Genomic DNA, 18,905 nt, shown 5'->3' with positions numbered 1-18,905 from the left:
CACATCACAGTAACCACGACAGCACCCACCGCACGGCAGTCCGTAGACTGTGCCCGTGCCGATCGACCGCGATACCACCAAGCCAGCCGGCGCGCCGCCCCAGGCCCGCACCGGCGCCGTGGGCTCGCCCGCCCGCCCGATCAGCGTGAGCGTGACTGCGGGGGCCGCCGGGAGCGCCGGAGATCCGCTGCGGGCCAACCTCGCCCTGATGGCCCCGGGCACCGCCCTGCGCGACGGTCTGGAGCGCATTCTGCGGGGTCGCACGGGTGCGCTCATCGTGCTCGGCTACGACAAGGTGGTCGAGGGCCTGTGCACCGGCGGCTTCCCGCTGGACGTGGAGTTCTCCGCGACCCGGGTGCGCGAGCTGTGCAAGATGGACGGCGCCGTTGTGCTCTCCAGCGACGGCACCAGGATCGTCCGGGCCGCCGTGCACCTGATGCCTGACCCGTCCATCCCGACCGAAGAGTCCGGCACCCGGCACCGCACCGCCGAGCGGGTGGCCCGCCAGACCGGCTATCCGGTCATCTCGGTCAGCCAGTCCATGCGGATCATCAGCCTCTACGTCAACGGCCAACGACACGTGCTCGACGACTCGGCGGCCATCCTCTCCCGCGCCAACCAGGCGCTCGCCACCCTGGAGCGCTACAAGCTCCGGCTGGATGAGGTCTCCGGCACGCTCTCCGCCCTGGAGATCGAGGATCTGGTCACCGTGCGCGACGCGGTGGCAGTGGTGCAGCGACTGGAGATGGTCCGCCGGATCGCCGACGAGATCGCGGGCTACGTGGTGGAGCTGGGCACCGACGGCCGCCTGCTCGCCCTGCAACTCGACGAGCTGATGGCCGGCGTGGACGCCGACCGGACCTTGGTCATCCGGGACTACCTCCCGGTCGGCCGCAAGTCCCGCACCCTGGACGAGGCTCTTGTCGAGCTGGACCTGCTCGGTGCCACCGAGCTGATCGACCTGGTGTCGGTCGCCAAGGCGATCGGCTACCCGGCGGCGTCCGACGCGCTCGACGCCGCGGTCAGTCCGCGCGGCTTCCGACTGCTGGCCAAGGTGCCCCGGCTCCCGGTGGCGGTGGTCGACCGCCTGGTGCTGCACTTCGGCAGCCTCCAGCGGCTGCTCGGCGCGACAGTGGAGGACCTGCAAGCCGTCGAAGGGGTCGGCGACGCCCGGGCCCGTGGCGTCCGTGAAGGGCTGTCCCGGCTCGCCGAGGCATCCATCCTGGAACGCTACGTCTGAGCGGGCTCAGCCGGTGACGGTCAGCTTCACCGGCTCGCTGAGCTTCGTGCCGACCCTGGCGAACACCTGATACGACCCGACCGGCGCGAACGGCCCACCGGCCAGCGCACCGTCGCAGCGGCTGGTGTCCCGCCCGTTCCACGGAACCTCGTAGGAGCGCACGAAGCCCGGCGTGAAGGACTGCACGTCCGACCCCTGGACCTTGCCGCAGGTGTCCGACGACCAGACCTTCTCGGCACCGGACTTGATGAAGATCTCCTGCAGGTCGGCGCCGACGTTGCGACTGCACGTCCGGTCCGACGTGTTCTTGATCTTCAGTTGCAGCTCGACCACCGCGCCTCGCTGCACCGAGGTCTGGCTCGCCGACGAGACCACGCTGATCTCCCCGTCGGTGCAGGTGCCGTCGTCCTCCGAACCGGCCGCCGCGCCCAGCGGCGGGGTGTTGCTGGTGATCGCCGGGCTCGGAGTCGTCGCAGTCGAATCAGCGGGCGCGGGCGGTGACGGAGACCCGGTCTGCGGTGTCAACACCGGCCCGCCGGGATCAGACGTCGCGGAGGACGTCGCCGACGGGGTGCCTCCCGCCGTCGGCTTCTGACCGCCGGACCGATCCGAACCGGTGCAGGAGTAGAGCAGGACAATCAGGAACAGAAACCCCGCTCCGAGTACGACGGCGCGACGCCGCCAGTACACGGCGGGTGGCAGGGGGCCGACCGTCAGACGCATGATGCCCTCCACCGTAGCCGCGCCGTACCCGGCAGTGCGGCGCGACGCGCCGGAACCGATTCGAGGGGTACGCCCCACCGTCCACTGAGGACGGACGACGCACTGGTCACAGGTAGACCTTGCGCTGATAGATCGCGTGCGCACCGGCCACCCGGTCCAGGAAGAGCAGCCCCGCGCAGTGGTCGATCTCGTGCTGCAACGCCCGAGCTTCGAAGCCGTCGGTCACCAACCGGACCGGCTCGCCACTGCCCGGCAGGTCACCCTCCACCACCAGCCGGCTGGCCCGCTTCACGTCACCGGTCAGGTCCGGCACCGACATGCAGCCCTCCCGGCCCGGCTTCCACCGGGTCGCCTCGACCACCCGCGCGTTGCACAGCACGAACGTGCCGTGCACCGTCACCGCCTTCGGATGCCCGGTCACGTCGACAGCGAAGACCCGAGCGCCCACCCCGACCTGCGGTGCGGCCAGCCCGACGCAGCCCGGCGAGACCCGCATCGTGGCCACCAGGTCGGCCGCCAACTGGACCGTCTCCGCGGCGGTGGGATCGACCTCGTCAGCGGCCCGGCTCAACACCGCGTGCGGGGCGGACACCACCGGCCGCACCACGCCGGGCACCAACAGCGAGTCCGGCGTCCAGTCACCCAGACCGGTGTACGCCTCGACGTCCGGCACGCGCTCCTCGCCCGTCACAGCAGATCCGGGTCCGCCGGCCGGAGGGTGACCTCCACGCCCAGCTCGGCAGCCGTCCGGTGTAGCCGGTCAACCAGAGTGTCCGCCACCCCGGCCGGCAACTCGACCTCCGCCAGGACCACGTAGAGCTCACCGGTCAACCGGGTGCTCAGGTCGGTGACATTCCCCCCGGCGTCCACCAGCACCCGGGTCATCGCCGCGACGATCCCCATCCGGTCCGAACCGTGCACCGCCATCACGTACGGCTCACCGGCCGGCGGCACGTCGCCGTCCGGTGTGACCGCGCGTACCGTCGCCAGCAGCTGGCCCTCGGCGGTCAGTGACGCCAGTGCGGCCTCGACCTCGGCGGCGGCCGGGCCGGTGCAGATGAGGGTCATCGCGAAATGCCCCCGCAGCCGCGTCATCGTGCTGTCGGTGAGGTTCGCGCCCAGTCGGGCCAGCACCTCCGCGACGTCGGCCACGATGCCCGGCCGGTCCCGACCGATGACGGTGATCGCGAGCTCGTTCATCCGGGCATTCTCCCCCGTCCGCCGGACGACGTCGTGGCACCCCGCCCGAGCCGCCCACCCAACGGGAACGCCGGGCGTGACATCATCGACGACGCCATGACTCAACCCGACTTCGCCACAGCGGTCAGCCGATGGTTCCAGCAGCACGCCCGGGACCTGCCGTGGCGCGAGCCCGGTGTCACCCCGTGGGCCATCCTGGTCAGCGAGGTCATGCTTCAGCAGACGCCAGTCGTCCGGGTCGTGCCGGCCTGGGAGGCCTGGCTGGCGCGATGGCCGGAGCCGGCCGCGTTGGCGGCGGACACCCCCGCCGAGGCGATCCGGATGTGGGGACGCCTCGGCTACCCCCGTCGGGCGGTGCGGCTGCGCGAATGCGCGGTCGCGATCGTCGACCGGCACGCCGGCCAGGTGCCGGACCGGCTGGAGCACCTGCTGGCACTGCCCGGCGTCGGCACCTACACCGCGCGGGCGGTGGCCGCCTTCGCGTACGGGCAGCGGCACCCGGTGGTCGACACCAATGTACGCCGGGTCGTGTGCCGGGCAGTGGCCGGTGAACCGGACGCCGGGCCGGTCACCCGACCCGCCGACCTGGTCGCCACCGAAGAACTGCTCCCACTGGAACCGGCAGCGGCAGCGCTGGCCAGTGCCGCGTTCATGGAGCTGGGAGCGGTGATCTGCACCGCCCGGTCGCCGCGCTGCACGGCCTGCCCCGTCGAGTCGACCTGCGCCTGGCGGGCGTCCGGCCAGCAGGCACCGGCGGGGCCGACCCGTCGGCCCCAGCGGTACGCGGGTACCGACAGACAGGTACGCGGCCTGCTGCTCGGGGTGCTGCGGGACAGCACCGGACCGGTTCCGCACCAGCGGCTGGACCAGGTCTGGACCGACGACGTGCAGCGCGCCCGCGCCCTCGCCGGCCTGGTGCAGGACGGGCTGGTCGAGCCCGCCGGCACCGACTCCTTCCGCCTGGTCGGTGACGGCCCCTCCCTGCCAACGGCCGACCTCACGACCTGACCGTCCGCAAGATCGTGCTCGATCCTGGAAGTAGTGGTGTCAGGCGCGACGGATGCCACTACATCCTGGATGTTGTGCGATCTTGCGGGCGGAAGCGCTCCACCGGGACGAGGCCACCGCCGAGCGGGTGCGACGGGTCGGGCGGGTCGGGCGGTCCTGGAGGGTGGTCGGCCGGGCGGCGGCGGGGTGGCGGGTGTTGTTCGTGCGGGTGGCGCACGAAGGCGGGGCCCCGGTGGCTTGCGCCACCGGGGCCCCGCCCCTTGCCGGTTGTGCTACTCGTCCACGCCTGCGGCGGCGGTGCCAGCGGCAGTGCCACCGAGATCGGCCGGGACGGCGTCCGGAACTTCGACCGGCTTGTCCGAGCCCCGGAAGACGAGCTTGGACTTGTCGATGTCGTCCGGGTCGCCCTCGCAGTCGACCACCACGATCTGACCGGGGGTCAGCTCGTTGAACAGGATCCGCTCGGAGAGGTTGTCCTCGATGTCGCGCTGGATCGTGCGACGCAGCGGACGGGCACCGAGCACCGGGTCGAAGCCCTTCGCGGCCAGGTACTTCTTGGCGTTGTCGGTCAGCTCCAGACCCATGTCCTTGTTCCGCAGCTGGCCCTCGATCCGCTGGATCATGATGTCCACGATCGAGAGGATCTCGGTCTGACGCAGCTGGTGGAAGACGATGGTGTCGTCGATCCGGTTGAGGAACTCAGGCCGGAAGTGCTGCTTGAGCTCGTCGTTGACCTTCTGCTTCATCCGGTCGTAGTTGGACTCGGAGTCCTCCGACTGCTGGAAGCCCAGCGACACCGCCTTGGCGACGTCTCGGGTGCCCAGGTTGGTGGTCAGGATGATGACCGTGTTCTTGAAGTCCACGATCCGACCCTGACCGTCGGTGAGCCGACCGTCTTCGAGGATCTGCAGGAGCGTGTTGAACACGTCCGGGTGGGCCTTCTCGATCTCGTCGAAGAGGACCACCGAGAACGGCCGACGCCGCACCTTCTCGGTCAGCTGCCCGCCCTCGTCGTAACCGACGTAGCCGGGAGGGGCACCCACGAGCCGGGAGACCGTGTAACGGTCGTGGAACTCGGACATGTCCAGCTGGATGAGGGCGTCCTCGCTGCCGAAGAGGAACTCGGCGAGCGCCTTGGACAGCTCGGTCTTACCGACACCGGACGGGCCGGCGAAGATGAACGAGCCCGACGGGCGCTTCGGGTCCTTCAGGCCGGCCCGGGTACGCCGGATCGCCTTCGAGACCGCCTTGACCGCGTCCTCCTGGCCGATGACGCGCTTGTGCAGCTCGTCCTCCATGCGCAGCAGGCGCGAGGTCTCCTCCTCGGTCAGCTTGTAGACCGGGATGCCGGTCCAGTTGCCGAGCACCTCGGCGATCTGCTCGTCGTCAACCTCGCTGACGACGTCCAGGTCACCGGCCTTCCACTCCTTCTCCCGCTGGGCCTTCTGGCCGAGCAGCTGCTTCTCCTTGTCGCGCAGCTGGGCGGCGCGCTCGAAGTCCTGCGCGTCGATCGCGGACTCCTTGTCGCGACGCACCTGGGCGATGCGCTCGTCGAAGTCACGCAGGTCTGGCGGCGCGGTCATCCGGCGGATCCGCATCCGGGCACCGGCCTCGTCGATCAGGTCGATCGCCTTGTCCGGCAGGAAGCGGTCGGAGATGTACCGGTCGGCCAGCGTCGCGGCGGCCACGAGCGCCGCGTCGGTGATGCTCACCCGGTGGTGGGCCTCGTACCGGTCGCGCAGACCCTTGAGGATCTCGATGGTGTGGGCCAGCGACGGCTCACCCACCTGGATCGGCTGGAACCGGCGCTCGAGAGCGGCGTCCTTCTCCAGGTGCTTGCGGTACTCGTCGAGGGTGGTGGCACCGATGGTCTGCAGCTCGCCACGGGCCAGCATCGGCTTCAGGATGCTGGCGGCGTCGATGGCGCCCTCGGCGGCACCCGCACCCACCAGGGTGTGGATCTCGTCGATGAACAGGATGATGTCGCCGCGGGTGCGGATCTCCTTGAGCACCTTCTTGAGGCGCTCCTCGAAGTCACCGCGGTAGCGGGAACCCGCGACCAGCGCACCCAGGTCGAGCGTGTAGAGCTGCTTGTCCTTGAGGGTCTCGGGCACCTCGCCCTTGATGATCTTCTGGGACAGCCCCTCCACCACAGCGGTCTTACCGACGCCGGGCTCACCGATCAGGACCGGGTTGTTCTTGGTACGGCGGGAGAGCACCTGCATGACCCGCTCGATTTCCTTCTCGCGCCCGATGACCGGGTCGAGCTTGCCCTCGCGGGCGGCCTGGGTCAGGTTGCGGCCGAACTGGTCCAGCACCAGGCTGGTCGACGGCGCGGCCTCACCCGGCGCGGCGCCCGCCGCGGCAGGCTCCTTGCCCTGGTAGCCGGAGAGCAGCTGGATCACCTGCTGGCGGACCCGGTTGAGGTCGGCGCCGAGCTTGACCAGCACCTGGGCGGCGACGCCCTCGCCCTCACGGATCAGCCCGAGCAGGATGTGCTCAGTGCCGATGTAGTTGTGGCCGAGCTGCAGCGCCTCGCGCAGCGACAGCTCCAGCACCTTCTTCGCCCGCGGCGTGAACGGGATGTGCCCGCTCGGCGCCTGCTGGCCCTGGCCGATGATCTCCTCGACCTGCTGGCGGACGCCCTCCAGGGAGATGCCGAGGCTCTCCAGGGCCTTAGCCGCGACGCCTTCACCTTCGTGGATCAGGCCCAGCAGGATGTGTTCCGTACCGATGTAGTTGTGGTTGAGCATCCGGGCCTCTTCTTGGGCCAGGACGACAACCCGTCGCGCTCGGTCGGTGAACCGCTCGAACATGCCCTCGTGCTCCTCACGTGCCGTGCGCCTTGATGGTCAAGATCTTGGCGGGGCCGGTGCACGAACGTCCAGGACGGGCGTCCGTGCCTCCTTACTCTATCGTCGCTGACCGACTCAGCTGAGGTCGTGTGTCTCCGGTCTGGGTCAGTTCCACGTCGTTTTGAACAACCGTCCGCGCTCAGGAGGTGTTCCGGTAGCCCTGTCGCTACGCGCAGAGCGAAATCCGACTGGCGCCACCGAAGCCCGATCCGGGGTCCGGAAGCGCTCCCGGAGGCTCCGGGCGGCCGGACCGGCGGTCGCGACAAGCGTCGCGCCGGACCCTGGGGAGGTTGTCCACAGGTTGTGGACAGCTGGTCCACTGGTTGTGGACAACGACGGTCGGCTCGAATTGCTTCCCGGCCCGGACCGGACCCGACGACGCCGCCCCCGAGCGGCCACCGCGACCCCAGCGGCGAAACGGTCACTCACCCCGAACGGGCACACGACGCGACATCCCGGATACGGCGACGCCGGCCCGGAGAACTCCTCCGGCCCGGCGTCGGTGTCGCCTGCGGTGGCGGCTGGCCACCACGCTGCTGACAGGTCAGCGCTTCGCGTGGAACTCGTCCACGATCTCCTGGGGGATACGACCCCGGTCCGAGATGTCCTTGCCGGCCTTCTTGGCCCACTCCCGGATCGCCTTGTTCTGTTCCCGATCGGCGGTCGCGCCACCGCGACCGCGGGCAGCCCGCCCACCGATCACGACACCACCACGGCCGACCTTGGTGCCGGCGCCAACGTACGCGGCAAATGCATCACGCAATTTCGCGGCGTTGGCGCTCGACAGGTCGATCTCGTACTGAACGCCGTCGAGGGCGAACTTGACGGTCTCGTCCGCGTCCCCGCCGTCCAGGTCATCGACCAGCTTGTGAATGATCTGCTTGGCCACGTCCCACATTCCTTTCGAGCAGGGCGCTCCTGCTAACTAGAGCACAATAACCCCCGCGCCGCTCGTCGCGTCAATAGGACCCCGTTACGGCCCGCCGTGAGCTCCGGCCCGGACTACTCCTGGCGGACCAAGGGGAAGAGGATCGTTTCCCGAATTCCGAGGCCGGTCAGCGCCATCAACAGCCGGTCGATTCCCATTCCCATACCGCCGGCCGGCGGCATTCCATACTCCATCGCCCGAAGAAAGTCCTCATCGAGACGCATCGCCTCGTCGTCGCCACGGGCGGCCAACTGCGCCTGGGCGACCAGCCGCTCCCGCTGCACGATCGGGTCGACCAGCTCGGAGTACCCGGTGCCCAGCTCGAAGCCGAGCACGTAGAGGTCCCACTTCTCGGCCAACCCCGGCTCGCTGCGGTGGCCCCGGGTGAGCGGGCTGGTCTCCTCCGGGTAGTCCCGGACGAAGGTGGGCGCCTCCAGGCCGGGAACGACCAGCTCCTCGAACAACTCCTCGGCCAGCTTGCCCGGGCCCCACTTCGGGTCCACCGCCAATCCGACCTTGTCCGCGTACTCCACCAGGCGTGAGCGTTCGGTGCGGACCGTGACCTCCTCGCCCAGCGCTTCGGAAAGCACACCGAACAACGTCACGGACCGCCACTCGCCGCCGAGGTCGAACTCGCGCCCGTCGGCGTGGGTCACCACAGTCGAACCGCTCACCGCGATCGCCGCCTGTTGCACGAGATTACGGGTCAACTCGCCGATCGTGTCGTAGTCGCCGTACGCCTGGTACGTCTCCAGCATCGCGAACTCCGGCGAGTGCGAAGAGTCGACACCCTCATTACGGAAGTTGCGGTTGATCTCGAAGACGCGGTCGACGCCGCCGACCACAGCGCGCTTGAGAAACAGTTCGGGAGCGATTCGCAGATACAGATCGGTGTTCAACGCATTGCTGTGGGTCACGAACGGTCGAGCCGTCGCGCCGCCATGCAGCAGTTGCAACATCGGCGTTTCCACCTCGATGAAGCCCTGCCCGTGCAGTGAATCGCGCAGACTGCGTACGGCGGCGGCCCGGGTACGCACCATCTCCCGTGCCTGCGGCCGGACAATCAGGTCGACGTAACGCTGCCGGACGCGCGCCTCCTCGGACAGCGGCTTGTGGGCCACCGGCAACGGTCGCAGCGCCTTCGCCGTCATCTCCCAGTGCTGGGCCAACACCGACAGCTCACCCCGGCGGCTGGTGATCACCTCACCGGTGACGCCGACGTGGTCGCCGAGGTCGACCAGGCGCTTCCACGCCTCCAGCCGCTCCGGCCCGACCCGGTCCAGCGAGAGCATCGCCTGCAACTCGGTGCCGTCGCCGTCCCGCAGGGTCGCGAAGCAGAGCTTGCCGGTGTTGCGTACGAAGATCACCCGGCCGGTGAGAGCGACCTGGTCGCCGGTCGCGGTGTCGGTCGGCAGGTCGGCGTAGGCCGCCCGGACCTGCGCCAGGGTGGTGGTGCGGGGGAAGCCGACCGGGTAGGGCTCGACACCCTCGGCGAGCATCCGGTCCCGCTTCTCCCGGCGGACCTTCATCTGCTCGGGAAGGTCGTCGGCGGGGTCCACTGGCACGGGGTTCTGCTCGCTCACGGCACGCTTCCTCGTCACGATGACTACGGGGGGTCAGGCCCGAGCGTACTCAAGCGCTCAGGTGGCTGTTACCGGATAACCTGCCCGTCATGGCGGATCACACTCACGCCCTGTCCTTCGGCGTCGCGGCGAGTGACTATGACCGCTTTCGGCCACGTTATCCCGAAGCTGCGGTCCGCTGGGCCCTCGGCGGGCTGCGGGCGGGCCAGGTGGTGGATCTCGCGGCCGGCACCGGCATCCTGACCCGCGCCGTGCTGGCCCTGGGCCACCAGGTCGTACCGGTCGAGCCCGATCCGGGGATGCGGGCGCAACTCGCCGTCAGCACCCCGGGCACGACCGCGCTGGCGGGCACCGCCGAGGCCCTGCCGCTGCCCGACTCGGCCGCGGACGCGGTGCTGGTGGGCACGGCGTACCACTGGTTCGACCGGGAGCCCGCGCACGCCGAGATCGCCCGGGTGCTCCGTGGCGGTGGCACCTTCGCCCCCCTGTGGAACATCCGTGACGACAGCGTCGACTGGGTGGCCGAGCTGGGTCGTATCGCCCACTTCGGCGACAACTCAGCCAGCCTGGCGGGCAACGACCACCCCGACTTCGGCTCCGCCTTCGACCCGATCGAGCGGCGCGAGTTCCGGCACCACAGCACGCTCACGCCGGACGAGCTGCGCGGCGTGGTCCGCACCCGTTCGTACTGGCTCACCGCCACCACGGACGATCAACGGCGGGTCGAGCGGGAACTGACCGAACTCCTGAACACCCACCCCGCCCTCGCTGGCCGGGACACCATCGAGCTGCCGTACCGGACGCTGGTGCTGCGCGCCCGACGCCGCTGAGGCCCACCCGACGGCCGCCCCCGACGGCGGCCGGGGTCACCGGTTGCGCTCGTAGACCATCCGCAGGCCGATCAGCGTGATCATCGGCTCGTGGTGGGTGATGGTGCGGCACTCGTTGATCACCAGGGAGGCGAGGCCGCCGGTGGCGATCACCGCCCGCACCTCGCCCAACTCCTCGGTCATCCGCTCGACGATCCGGTCCACCTGCCCGGCGAAGCCGAAGTACAGGCCGGCCTGAAGGCACTCCACGGTGTTCTTACCGATCACCGAGCGGGGCTTGGTGGCCTCCACCTTGCGCAACTGCGCCGCCCGAGCGGCCAGCGCGTCGAAGGAGATCTCGATACCCGGGGCGAACGCGCCGCCCAGGAACTCACCGCGCTCGCTGATCACGTCGAAGTTGGTGGTGGTGCCGAAGTCCACAACGATCGACGGGCCGCCGTAGAGGGTGTACGCCGCCAGGGTGTTCACCACCCGGTCGGCGCCCACCTCCTTCGGGTTGTCGATCGCCAACTGCACGCCGGTCCGCACACCGGGCTCCACGATCACGCTCGGCAGGTCGGCGTAGTAACGGCCGAGCATCGTCCGCAGCGACCGCAACGCGGCCGGCACGGTGGAGCAGGCGGCCACGCCGGTGATCTCGACGTTGTCCCCGGCGAGCAGACCCCGGAACTTCAGGCCCAGCTCGTCCGCCGTCGAGCGGGCATCGGTCTTGATCCGCCAGGAGTGCACCAGCTTGTCGCCGTCGAAGGTCGCCAGCACGGTGTTGGTGTTTCCGATGTCGATGCAGAGCAGCACGCACGCAGCCTAGACAACTAGTCGGTACGCAGGTCCATCGCGATGTCCAGGATCGGCGACGAGTGCGTCAACGCGCCCACCGAGAGGAAGTCCACGCCGGTGGCCGCGTACCGGCCGGCCACCTCCAGGGTCAGCCCGCCGGTCGCCTCCAGCTCCGCCCGGTCACCCACCGCGGCCACCGCCTCGGCCAGCGCCTCCGGCGTCATGTTGTCGCAGAGCAGGAAGTTCGCCCCGGCCTCCACCGCCTCCACCGCCTCGTCGACGCTGGTCACCTCGACCTGCACCGGCACCTCCGGGAACGCCTCCCGGACCCGCCGGTAGGCCGCCGTGATGCCCCCGGCCGCCAGCTTGTGGTTGTCCTTGATCATGGCGACGTCGTAGAGGCCCATCCGCTTGTTGGTGCCACCGCCCGCCCGCACCGCGTACTTCTCCAGAGCCCGCAGGCCCGGCGTCGTCTTGCGGGTGTCCAGCACCATCGCCTTCGTACCGGCCAGCGCGTCCGCCCAGGCCCGGGTGTGGGTGGCCACCCCGGACATCCGGCAGAGCAGGTTGAGCGCCGTCCGCTCGGCCGTCAGCAGCAACCGGGTCGGGCCGGTCACCGTCGCCAGCACGTCACCGCGGGCCACCCGCTCACCGTCGCGGGCCAGCACCGACACCTCGACGGTACGACCGAAGCCCGTCACCTCACCCACCAGCTCGAACACGGCGGCGGCCACCGCCATCCCGGCCAACACCCCGTCCGCGCGGGCCACCAGGTCGGCCGTGTCGGTCTGCTCCGCCGGGACGGTGGCCACGCTGGTGACGTCCAGGAAGTCCGGGCCCAGATCCTCGACCAGCGCGCCCTCGATCACCTGCCGCACCTGTGCCGGCTCCAGTCCGGCCGCCTGCAACGCCACCGCCGTCGGCCCCGTCAACGCCATCTCCGTCGCGCTCACCGTGAACTCCCCTCCCACTGTTGCGTCACCCGGCCCTGCGCCCCGACCGCCCCGACGAGATGGCCCAGCCACCGTTCGTCGGCCGTCGGAAAGTCCTCCCGCCAGTGGCAGCCCCGAGTCTCACCACGGGCGTACGCGGCGGCGACCAGCGTCGACGCCACGGTCAGCAGGTTCGTCGCCTCCCAGTCGGCGGTGCGCGGGCGACCCCGGGCAACACCCAGCTCGGTCAACGTCCCGGCCGTCTCGGCCAGCGTCGCCGCGGATCGGAGCACCCCGGCCCCCCGGGTCATCGCCCGCTGCAGGGTCGGCGTCACCTCCGCCGGCAGCACCCAGCCCGTGCCGCCACGCCAGGCGCCGACGTCCGCCGGCTGGGCCTGCTCGGGCAGGCCGGCCGCGATGTCCTCGGCGATCCGCCGGGAGAAGACCAGCCCTTCCAGCAGCGAGTTGCTGGCCAGCCGGTTCGCGCCGTGCACGCCAGTGCAGGCCACCTCGCCGCAGGCGTACAGGCCGGGGATGGAGGTACGGCCGCGCAGGTCGGTCCGGACCCCGCCGGAGGCGTAGTGGGCGGCCGGCGCCACCGGGATCAGGTCGGTCGCCGGGTCCACGCCGATCGCCAGGCAGGACGCCACGATGGTGGGGAACCGACCGGCCAGGAAGTCGCCGCCCAGGTGCCGCGCGTCGAGGAAGACGTGGTCCGCGCCGGTGGCCACCAACACCCGGTGGATGCCCTTGGCCACCACGTCCCGGGGGGCCAACTCGGCCAACTCGTGCTGGCCCACCATGAACCGCTTGCCGTCCGCGTCCACCAGGTACGCGCCCTCGCCGCGCAACGCCTCGGAGACCAGCGGCTGCTGCGCGTGCCCGGCCCCGGGCACCCCCGCGCCGGCCGGGGTGATCAGGGCGGTCGGGTGGAACTGGACGAACTCCACGTCGGTCACCGCCGCGCCGGCCCGCAGCGCCAGCGCCACCCCGTCCCCCGTGGAGACCGCCGGGTTGGTGGTGGCCGAGAAGACCTGCCCCATTCCGCCGGTGGCGAGCACCACCGCGCGGGCCAGCAGTGCGCCGACGCCGTCCTCGCTGCCCTCACCCAGCACGTGCAGGGTGATCCCGCACGCCGGGCCGAGCCCGTCCGGGCCGTCGCCGGGCGCGCGCAGCAGGTCCAGCACGAGGGCGTGCTCGACCAGCCGGATCCACGGGTCGCGCTGCACGGCGGCGTGCAGGGCACGCTGCACCTCCGCGCCGGTGGCGTCTCCGCCGGCGTGCACGATCCGGTCCGCCCGGTGCCCGCCCTCGCGGGTCAACATCAACGAGCCGTCCGGGTGTCTGTCGAACTCGGCGCCGATCCGCATCAGCTCACGCAGCCGGGGCGGGCCCTCCTCGACCAGCACCCGGACCGCCGCCGGGTCGCACAGCCCGACCCCGGCGACCTCGGTGTCCCGGGCATGCGCCGCCGGGGAGTCGGCCGGGTCGAGCACGGCGGCGATGCCGCCCTGCGCCCAGCGGGTCGAGCCATCGTCGATGTTGACCTTGGTGACCACCGTGACGTGCAGACCCGCCTCGCGCAGGTGCAGCGCCGCGGTCAACCCGGCCACGCCGGAACCCACCACGATCACGTCGGTGGTCTCCACCCAGCCGGGCGCTGGCGCGGCCAGCAGCGTGGGCAGGGCGGGCAGGTCGACGGTCGGGAAACGCATTCCCCCAGTCAACCCGAACCGTCCTCGCCCGGGGCGGCGGGGGCGGGACGAGTGGTTTGGGCGACGCCGTCCGGCGCCCGCCGCGCCGCGTCGACCGTCAGGCCAGTGTCACTTCGTCCGCACCGGCAGACCCGCCGGGCCGGCGCCCTTCAGGGAGGCGGTCACCGTACGGTCGCTGAGCCACAGATAGCAGCGGACCCCCCGATCACCGACCTTCCACCGCCCCGCCCCCGGCGGCCGGACCACCACCCCGCTGCGGAAACGCAGCGTGGCGTCGTCCGGTACGCCCGCGTACCGGGCGAGGACGCTGCGACAACCCGTGTAGAGCGGCAGCCAATCGGCGTCCCGGGTCGGGTACGGCCGATCCGGTGCCCGCCACACCCCGACGAACTCCGCGTCGTGCTGTGCGCCGCACTCCACCGGGATCAACGTCTGCACCCCCCGGCCGGCGCCCGCGCGGCTCTGCTGGCAACCCAGGCGCAGCGCGGTGGGCCCTTTCAAGGCGTCCCGCAGACTGCCCGACCGGACCACCACGGTGGCCGCCGCCTCGACGGTGGTCAGCTCGGTGACGTCACAGCGGAACCACCGGGAACCCGCCGCCCAACCCGGCCCGTTGGGCAGCGCCACTGACAGCCGCAGCCGGCCCGACCGCCAGTCGTCACCCAGGTAGCCGGCCGCCCGGGTGTCGCACTCGGCGAACGCGCCGCGCAACTCCGCCGAACCACCCGCCGGGGCGGTCGTCCGCTCGACCGGGAACGCCCCCACGTGCACGGTCTCCAGCCGGTGCGGGCCGGCGCAATCCACCGGCTGGTAGCCGGCCAGGCTGACCAGATCGGTGAAGTCGGCGGCGTGACACACGCCGGCTGCCGGGGTGAACGCCGACGGCGCCGGCAGGGCCGCCCAGTCGTCGGTCAGATCACCGTCCAGGCCGTCGGACCCGGCACAGGCCACCAGCAGCGCCGCCGCGGCAACAGCGGCGAACAGGGTCGTCATGGCACGGCGCATCGCGGCCTCCCCCAGCCACCGACCGGCTTCCGCCAGCGCGCCCAGGGTAACCGGAAATGACAGTCCGGTGACAGACCGGAATCGTGGTACCCGGGATCAGACTCCGGACACGGCCAACGGGCTGGGCACCGGGTTCCCGGCCGTGCCGGGTGCCGCCGCAGCCGGGTCGGCACCCAACTCGATCACCCGGTTGTCGGCGTCGACGTGCACCACCCGGGGCCGGTACGACCGGGCCTCGGCGTCGTCCATCTGCCCGTACGAGATCAGGATGACCAGGTCACCGGGGTGCACCAGGTGCGCGGCGGCACCGTTGATACCGATCACGCCGCTGCCCCGCTCGCCCGGGATCACGTACGTCTCCAGCCGGGCGCCATTGGTGATGTCCACGATCGCCACCTGCTCGCCGGGGAGCAGGTCGGCGGCGTCGAGCAGGTCCTCGTCCACCGTCACCGAACCGACGTAGTGCAGGTCGGCCTGGGTCACCGTGGCTCGGTGGATCTTCGACTTGAGCATGGTCCGCAACATCGGGGTGGCCTTTCGCGGGATTGGTGGAGGGTGGTGCGGCCGGGTCAGGGGCGCGGGGCGAGGTGGATCGCCGCGTTGTCGATCAACCGGGTGGCACCCACCCAGGCGGCGATCACCAACCGGGCCGGCCCGGACACCGGTCCCGGTTCCAGGTCGGGGTCGGTGAGCACCAGGTAGTCGAGGCGGGCACCGGGCGTACCGGCACCAAACGCGGCGTGCGCCGCGGTCAGCACCGCCCCCGCGTCCCGACCGTCGTCGGCGGCCCGCGCGCCGGCCCGCAACGCGGCGGACAGGCTCAGCGCGGCGGCCCGCTCCGACTCGCTCAGGTAGCGGTTGCGGCTGGACAGGGCCAGCCCGTCCGGCTCGCGGACGGTCGGCACGCCGACCACCTCGACCGGCACGTCCAGGTCCCGGGCCATCCGTCGGACCAGGGTCAGCTGCTGGTAGTCCTTCTCGCCGAAGAACGCCAGGTCCGGCCGGGTGAGCTGGAGCAACTTCAGCACCACGGTGAGCACGCCGTGGAAGAAGCCGGGACGACTCGCCCCCTCCAGCTCAGCGCCGAGCGGACCCGGGTCGAGGCGGACCCGGGGCTGCCCGTCCGGGTACATGTCCGCCACCGACGGGGCGAAGACCAGATCGGCGCCCGCCCGCCGGCACACCTCCAGGTCGGCGTCGAGGGTGCGCGGGTAGCGGTCGAAGTCCTCGTTCGGCCCGAACTGCAACGGGTTCACGAAGATCGTCACCAGCACGTGGTCGGCCTGTTCCCGGGCCGCGCGCAGCAGCGTCTCGTGCCCGGAGTGCAGCGCACCCATGGTCATCACCACCCCGACCGTGCCCTTCAGCCCGGCCCGGGCCTCGGCCAACTCGGCCCGCGTGTGCACCACCTGGGTCATGCCGCCACCTCCCGACCGCTGTCGGCCAGCACACCGAGCAGCGACTGTGCGTCCACCGGCCGGAGGCGGCCGGCGGCGATCGCCCGGTCGGCGGTACGACGGGCCAACGCCAGGTACGCGGGGACGGACTCCGGCGCGGTGGCCACCAACCGGTCCAGGTGCCGCCGTACGGTGCCCGCGTCGCCACGGGAGACCGGGCCGGTCAACGCGTCGTCGCCGAGCCGCAGCGCGTTCTCCAGGGCGGCCCGCAGCAGCGGGGCGAGCACCTTCTCCGGCCGGGACACCCCGGCGTCGCGCAACCGGTCGGTCGCCTCGTTGACCAGGGTCACCAGGTGGTTCGCGCCGTGGGCCAGCGCGGCGTGGTAGAGCGGGCGGTCCGACTCGGCCACCCACTCGGGCACGCCGCCGAGGTCGGCGACCAGTCGGGCGGCCAGCGGGCGCAACTCCGCCGGGGCGGTCACCCCGTACGAGATGCCGTCGAGGCGGGGCAGGTCGTCCGGCGTACCGGTGAAGGTCATCGCGGGGTGCAGGGCGAGCGGGCGGGCTCCGGCCGAGACGGCCGGCCCCAGCACGGCCAGGCCGTGCGCTCCCGAGGTGTGCGCGACGATCTGGCCCGGGTGCAGCGCACCCCGCTGGGAGAGGTCGGCCACCACGGCGGCCAACCGGTCGTCCGGTACCGCGACGAGCAGCAGGTCGGTGGCGGCGTGGGCCACCGCGGCGGCCGGGCGGCGGGGCACCTCGGGCAGCAGCAGGGCGAGGCGGGCGCGGCTGGCTCCGGAGCTGCCGGAGACGGCGGCCACCCGGTGCCCGGCGGCGGCGAGCGCGGCACCCAGCACGGCGCCGACACGGCCCGCGCCGACGACACCGACGGTGAGCAGACGGGAGGTGGCGCGGGCGCCGGGAACGGCGCTGTCCCACGACGCGGCAGGCCCGGGTGGGGCGGCCGGACGCGGGCGCATCGGTGCGCTCATGTCGATGATCCAGTCCTCGAGAAGGGGTACCGGTCGATCGCAAGTATGCGCCCGGCCCGCCGAACCGGGACAAGCATGTGTGAAAACCTTCACCACCGACGAGACGGCTCGTCAGGGCGTTTCGGTAGGGGCTGACGTGATGGCGCGTAGCTCGGCGGCCACCTCGGCGATCAGGTCGCTGAGCGGGGCGTCGCTGCCGGGCGCGACCCAGCGGGCGTACGCGACCCGGAAGACCGTCGCGCCCGACTCGGTGGCCAGGGTGGCAGTGGTCTCGTCGAGGCCCCTGGCGCGCAGGGCGGCGGTGACGGCGGCGGCGAGTGAGCCGGTCTTGCGCAGTTCACGCTCCTGCAGCTCCGGGCTGCTCTCGATGATGGCCTGCCGCGCCCGGACCAGTTCGAGACGGTCCGCGAAAAGCTCCTCCGCCACCCGGCGGAAGGCGGCGACGACCGCCTCGAACGGGCCGGCGTCGGTCTCGGTCACCGCCTGGACCAGGACCTCCTCGACGCGCCCACTGCCGCTGAAGAGCGCCTCGCGCTTGTCCCCGAAGAGCCGGTAGAAGGTGCGTTTGTCGAGGCCGGCACGGGCGGCGATGTCGGCGACGGTGGTCTGTTCGAAGCCGCGCTCGCGGAACAGCTCGAAGGCGGCCGCCTCCAGGCGGCCGCGCGCGTCCGGTTGCCAGCGGGCCATGCGGCGATGGTATCCGACGTCACACTGCGACATTAAGTTCGTCCGGATGTCGCGATGTGACATCACTCGGTATACGGTTATGTCGCAAGGTGACATCGGCACTCACGAAGGAACCACCATGCGCGTATTCGTCACAGGCGCCTCCGGCCACCTCGGCTCCGCAGTCGTCCCGGAACTGCTCTCCGCCGGGCACGAGGTCGTCGGCCTCGCCCGCTCCGACACATCCGCCGCCGCCATCGAGAAGCTCGGCGCCCACGCACACCGCGGCGACCTGGCCGACCTCGACGTGCTTCGGGACCAGGCGGTCGCCGCCGACGGCGTGATCCACCTGGCGTTCCGCCACGACCTCATGGTCAACGGCGACCTGGCCGGTGCCGCCAGGACCGACCTGGACGCCCTCACCGCACTCGCCGACGGCCTGGCCGGCTCCGGCAAACCCCTGGTCGGCACCGGCGGGACGGCCATGCTCGTGATGGGCGGCATCGTCGGCCGCCCCGGCACCGAACACGACACCTTCCCGGGCGGCGGCTACCGGATCGACGCGGAGAACTTCGTGGCCGGCCTCGGCTCCCGCGGTGTGCGCTCCTCCATCGTCCGGCTCGCACCCACGGTGCACAGCTCCCTCGACCGCTACGGCTTCATCAGCACCATCATCGCCGCGGCCCGACGCAAGGGCTACGCCGCGTACGTCGGCGAGGGCACCAACCGGTGGCCGGCCGTCCACACCCTCGACGCGGCAGTGCTCTACCGACTCGCCCTCGAAAAGGCCCCAGCCGGCACGCGCCTGCACGGAGCCGCCGACGAAGGCGTCCCCTTCCGACAGATCGCGGCAGCCATCGGCGACAACCTCGGCCTCCCGGTCCGAAGCATCAGCCCCGCCGAGGCCGACGAACACTTCGGCTTCCTCGGCTCGTTCGTGCAGATCGACAACCCCACGTCGTCCGCCCTCACCCGCGACCTGCTGGGCTGGACCCCGACCCACCCCGACCTGATCGCCGACCTCCACGAAGGGCACTACTTCCGGACGGCATGA

Annotated in this window: 18 protein-coding genes; 4 read left to right on the top strand and 14 right to left on the bottom strand. The window is 71.5% G+C overall.

The window, feature by feature from the left end:
* Positions 1-55: 55 nt before the first annotated feature.
* The gene (disA, locus tag ACX27O_RS22785) at positions 56-1,240 is read left to right on the top strand and encodes a DNA integrity scanning diadenylate cyclase DisA (RefSeq protein WP_030327921.1); all 1,185 of its coding nucleotides are present in this window, start codon (positions 56-58) and stop codon (positions 1,238-1,240) included.
* A 6-nt stretch (positions 1,241-1,246) separates the two neighbouring features.
* Here the strand turns inward: disA and ACX27O_RS22780 are convergent, their stop codons facing one another.
* The 3 genes from ACX27O_RS22780 to ACX27O_RS22770 form a co-directional block, all read right to left on the bottom strand.
* Positions 1,247-1,963, bottom strand: a complete 717-nt coding sequence (locus tag ACX27O_RS22780) for a hypothetical protein (protein ID WP_358127909.1) — start codon at positions 1,961-1,963, stop codon at positions 1,247-1,249.
* A 106-nt stretch (positions 1,964-2,069) separates the two neighbouring features.
* A complete protein-coding gene (locus ACX27O_RS22775; protein WP_458940046.1) occupies positions 2,070-2,654 on the bottom strand; it encodes a peptide deformylase in 585 nt (194 codons plus the stop codon).
* Positions 2,651-3,163, bottom strand: a complete 513-nt coding sequence (locus tag ACX27O_RS22770) for a glycine cleavage system transcriptional repressor (RefSeq protein WP_030327926.1) — start codon at positions 3,161-3,163, stop codon at positions 2,651-2,653. The genes ACX27O_RS22775 and ACX27O_RS22770 overlap by 4 nt, the downstream gene beginning before the upstream one ends.
* Before the next feature lie 96 nt (positions 3,164-3,259).
* Between ACX27O_RS22770 and ACX27O_RS22765 the strand changes: the two genes are divergently transcribed.
* Positions 3,260-4,171: an HhH-GPD family protein gene (locus tag ACX27O_RS22765; protein ID WP_030327928.1), complete on the top strand. Its 912-nt coding sequence runs from the start codon at positions 3,260-3,262 to the stop codon at positions 4,169-4,171.
* A 272-nt stretch (positions 4,172-4,443) separates the two neighbouring features.
* Here the strand turns inward: ACX27O_RS22765 and ACX27O_RS22760 are convergent, their stop codons facing one another.
* The 3 genes from ACX27O_RS22760 to lysS all read right to left on the bottom strand — a co-directional run bounded on the left by ACX27O_RS22760 (position 4,444) and on the right by lysS (position 9,537).
* On the bottom strand, positions 4,444-6,987 hold the full coding sequence (locus ACX27O_RS22760; protein WP_030327930.1) for an ATP-dependent Clp protease ATP-binding subunit: 2,544 nt from the start codon (positions 6,985-6,987) through the stop codon (positions 4,444-4,446).
* 583 nt (positions 6,988-7,570) lie between these two features.
* Entirely contained in the window at positions 7,571-7,915 is a 345-nt protein-coding gene (locus ACX27O_RS22755; protein WP_081883668.1) for a histone-like nucleoid-structuring protein Lsr2, read from the bottom strand.
* Positions 7,916-8,028: 113 nt separating this feature from the next.
* Positions 8,029-9,537: a lysine--tRNA ligase gene (gene lysS, locus ACX27O_RS22750; protein WP_458940045.1), complete on the bottom strand. Its 1,509-nt coding sequence runs from the start codon at positions 9,535-9,537 to the stop codon at positions 8,029-8,031.
* Positions 9,538-9,626: 89 nt separating this feature from the next.
* On the opposite strand from lysS, the gene ACX27O_RS22745 reads away from it, so the two are divergent.
* On the top strand, positions 9,627-10,367 hold the full coding sequence (locus ACX27O_RS22745) for a class I SAM-dependent methyltransferase (RefSeq protein WP_210864863.1): 741 nt from the start codon (positions 9,627-9,629) through the stop codon (positions 10,365-10,367).
* Positions 10,368-10,403: 36 nt separating this feature from the next.
* On the opposite strand, the gene ACX27O_RS22740 is transcribed toward ACX27O_RS22745, so the two are convergent.
* The 8 genes from ACX27O_RS22740 to ACX27O_RS22705 form a co-directional block, all read right to left on the bottom strand.
* On the bottom strand, positions 10,404-11,162 hold the full coding sequence (locus ACX27O_RS22740; protein ID WP_030327937.1) for a type III pantothenate kinase: 759 nt from the start codon (positions 11,160-11,162) through the stop codon (positions 10,404-10,406).
* 17 nt (positions 11,163-11,179) lie between these two features.
* Positions 11,180-12,082, bottom strand: coding sequence for a carboxylating nicotinate-nucleotide diphosphorylase (gene nadC, locus ACX27O_RS22735; RefSeq protein ID WP_247675554.1), 903 nt, complete (start codon positions 12,080-12,082; stop codon positions 11,180-11,182).
* A gap of 11 nt (positions 12,083-12,093) precedes the next feature.
* Positions 12,094-13,791, bottom strand: a complete 1,698-nt coding sequence (locus ACX27O_RS22730) for an L-aspartate oxidase (protein WP_210859461.1) — start codon at positions 13,789-13,791, stop codon at positions 12,094-12,096.
* Between the two features lie 108 nt (positions 13,792-13,899).
* Positions 13,900-14,796, bottom strand: a complete 897-nt coding sequence (locus ACX27O_RS22725) for a septum formation family protein (protein WP_358127916.1) — start codon at positions 14,794-14,796, stop codon at positions 13,900-13,902.
* A gap of 96 nt (positions 14,797-14,892) precedes the next feature.
* The gene (gene panD / locus ACX27O_RS22720) at positions 14,893-15,321 is read right to left on the bottom strand and encodes an aspartate 1-decarboxylase (protein WP_030327945.1); all 429 of its coding nucleotides are present in this window, start codon (positions 15,319-15,321) and stop codon (positions 14,893-14,895) included.
* A 44-nt stretch (positions 15,322-15,365) separates the two neighbouring features.
* The gene (gene panC, locus ACX27O_RS22715) at positions 15,366-16,214 is read right to left on the bottom strand and encodes a pantoate--beta-alanine ligase (protein ID WP_210864865.1); all 849 of its coding nucleotides are present in this window, start codon (positions 16,212-16,214) and stop codon (positions 15,366-15,368) included.
* Complete coding sequence (locus tag ACX27O_RS22710; RefSeq protein WP_458940044.1) at positions 16,211-17,185, bottom strand: Rossmann-like and DUF2520 domain-containing protein; 975 nt, start codon at positions 17,183-17,185, stop codon at positions 16,211-16,213. Before ACX27O_RS22710 ends, panC begins: the two co-directional genes overlap by 4 nt.
* A 111-nt stretch (positions 17,186-17,296) precedes the next feature.
* Positions 17,297-17,872: a TetR family transcriptional regulator gene (locus tag ACX27O_RS22705; RefSeq protein WP_210864866.1), complete on the bottom strand. Its 576-nt coding sequence runs from the start codon at positions 17,870-17,872 to the stop codon at positions 17,297-17,299.
* Between the two features lie 118 nt (positions 17,873-17,990).
* Here ACX27O_RS22705 and ACX27O_RS22700 point away from each other — a divergent pair, with 118 nt between their 5' ends.
* Entirely contained in the window at positions 17,991-18,905 is a 915-nt protein-coding gene (locus ACX27O_RS22700) for an SDR family oxidoreductase (protein WP_210864867.1), read from the top strand.

This window comes from Micromonospora sp. SD19, from assembly GCF_054462275.1.
Note: the sequence above shows the minus strand (reverse complement) of the source record. Positions and strands in the feature narration are given on the sequence as shown.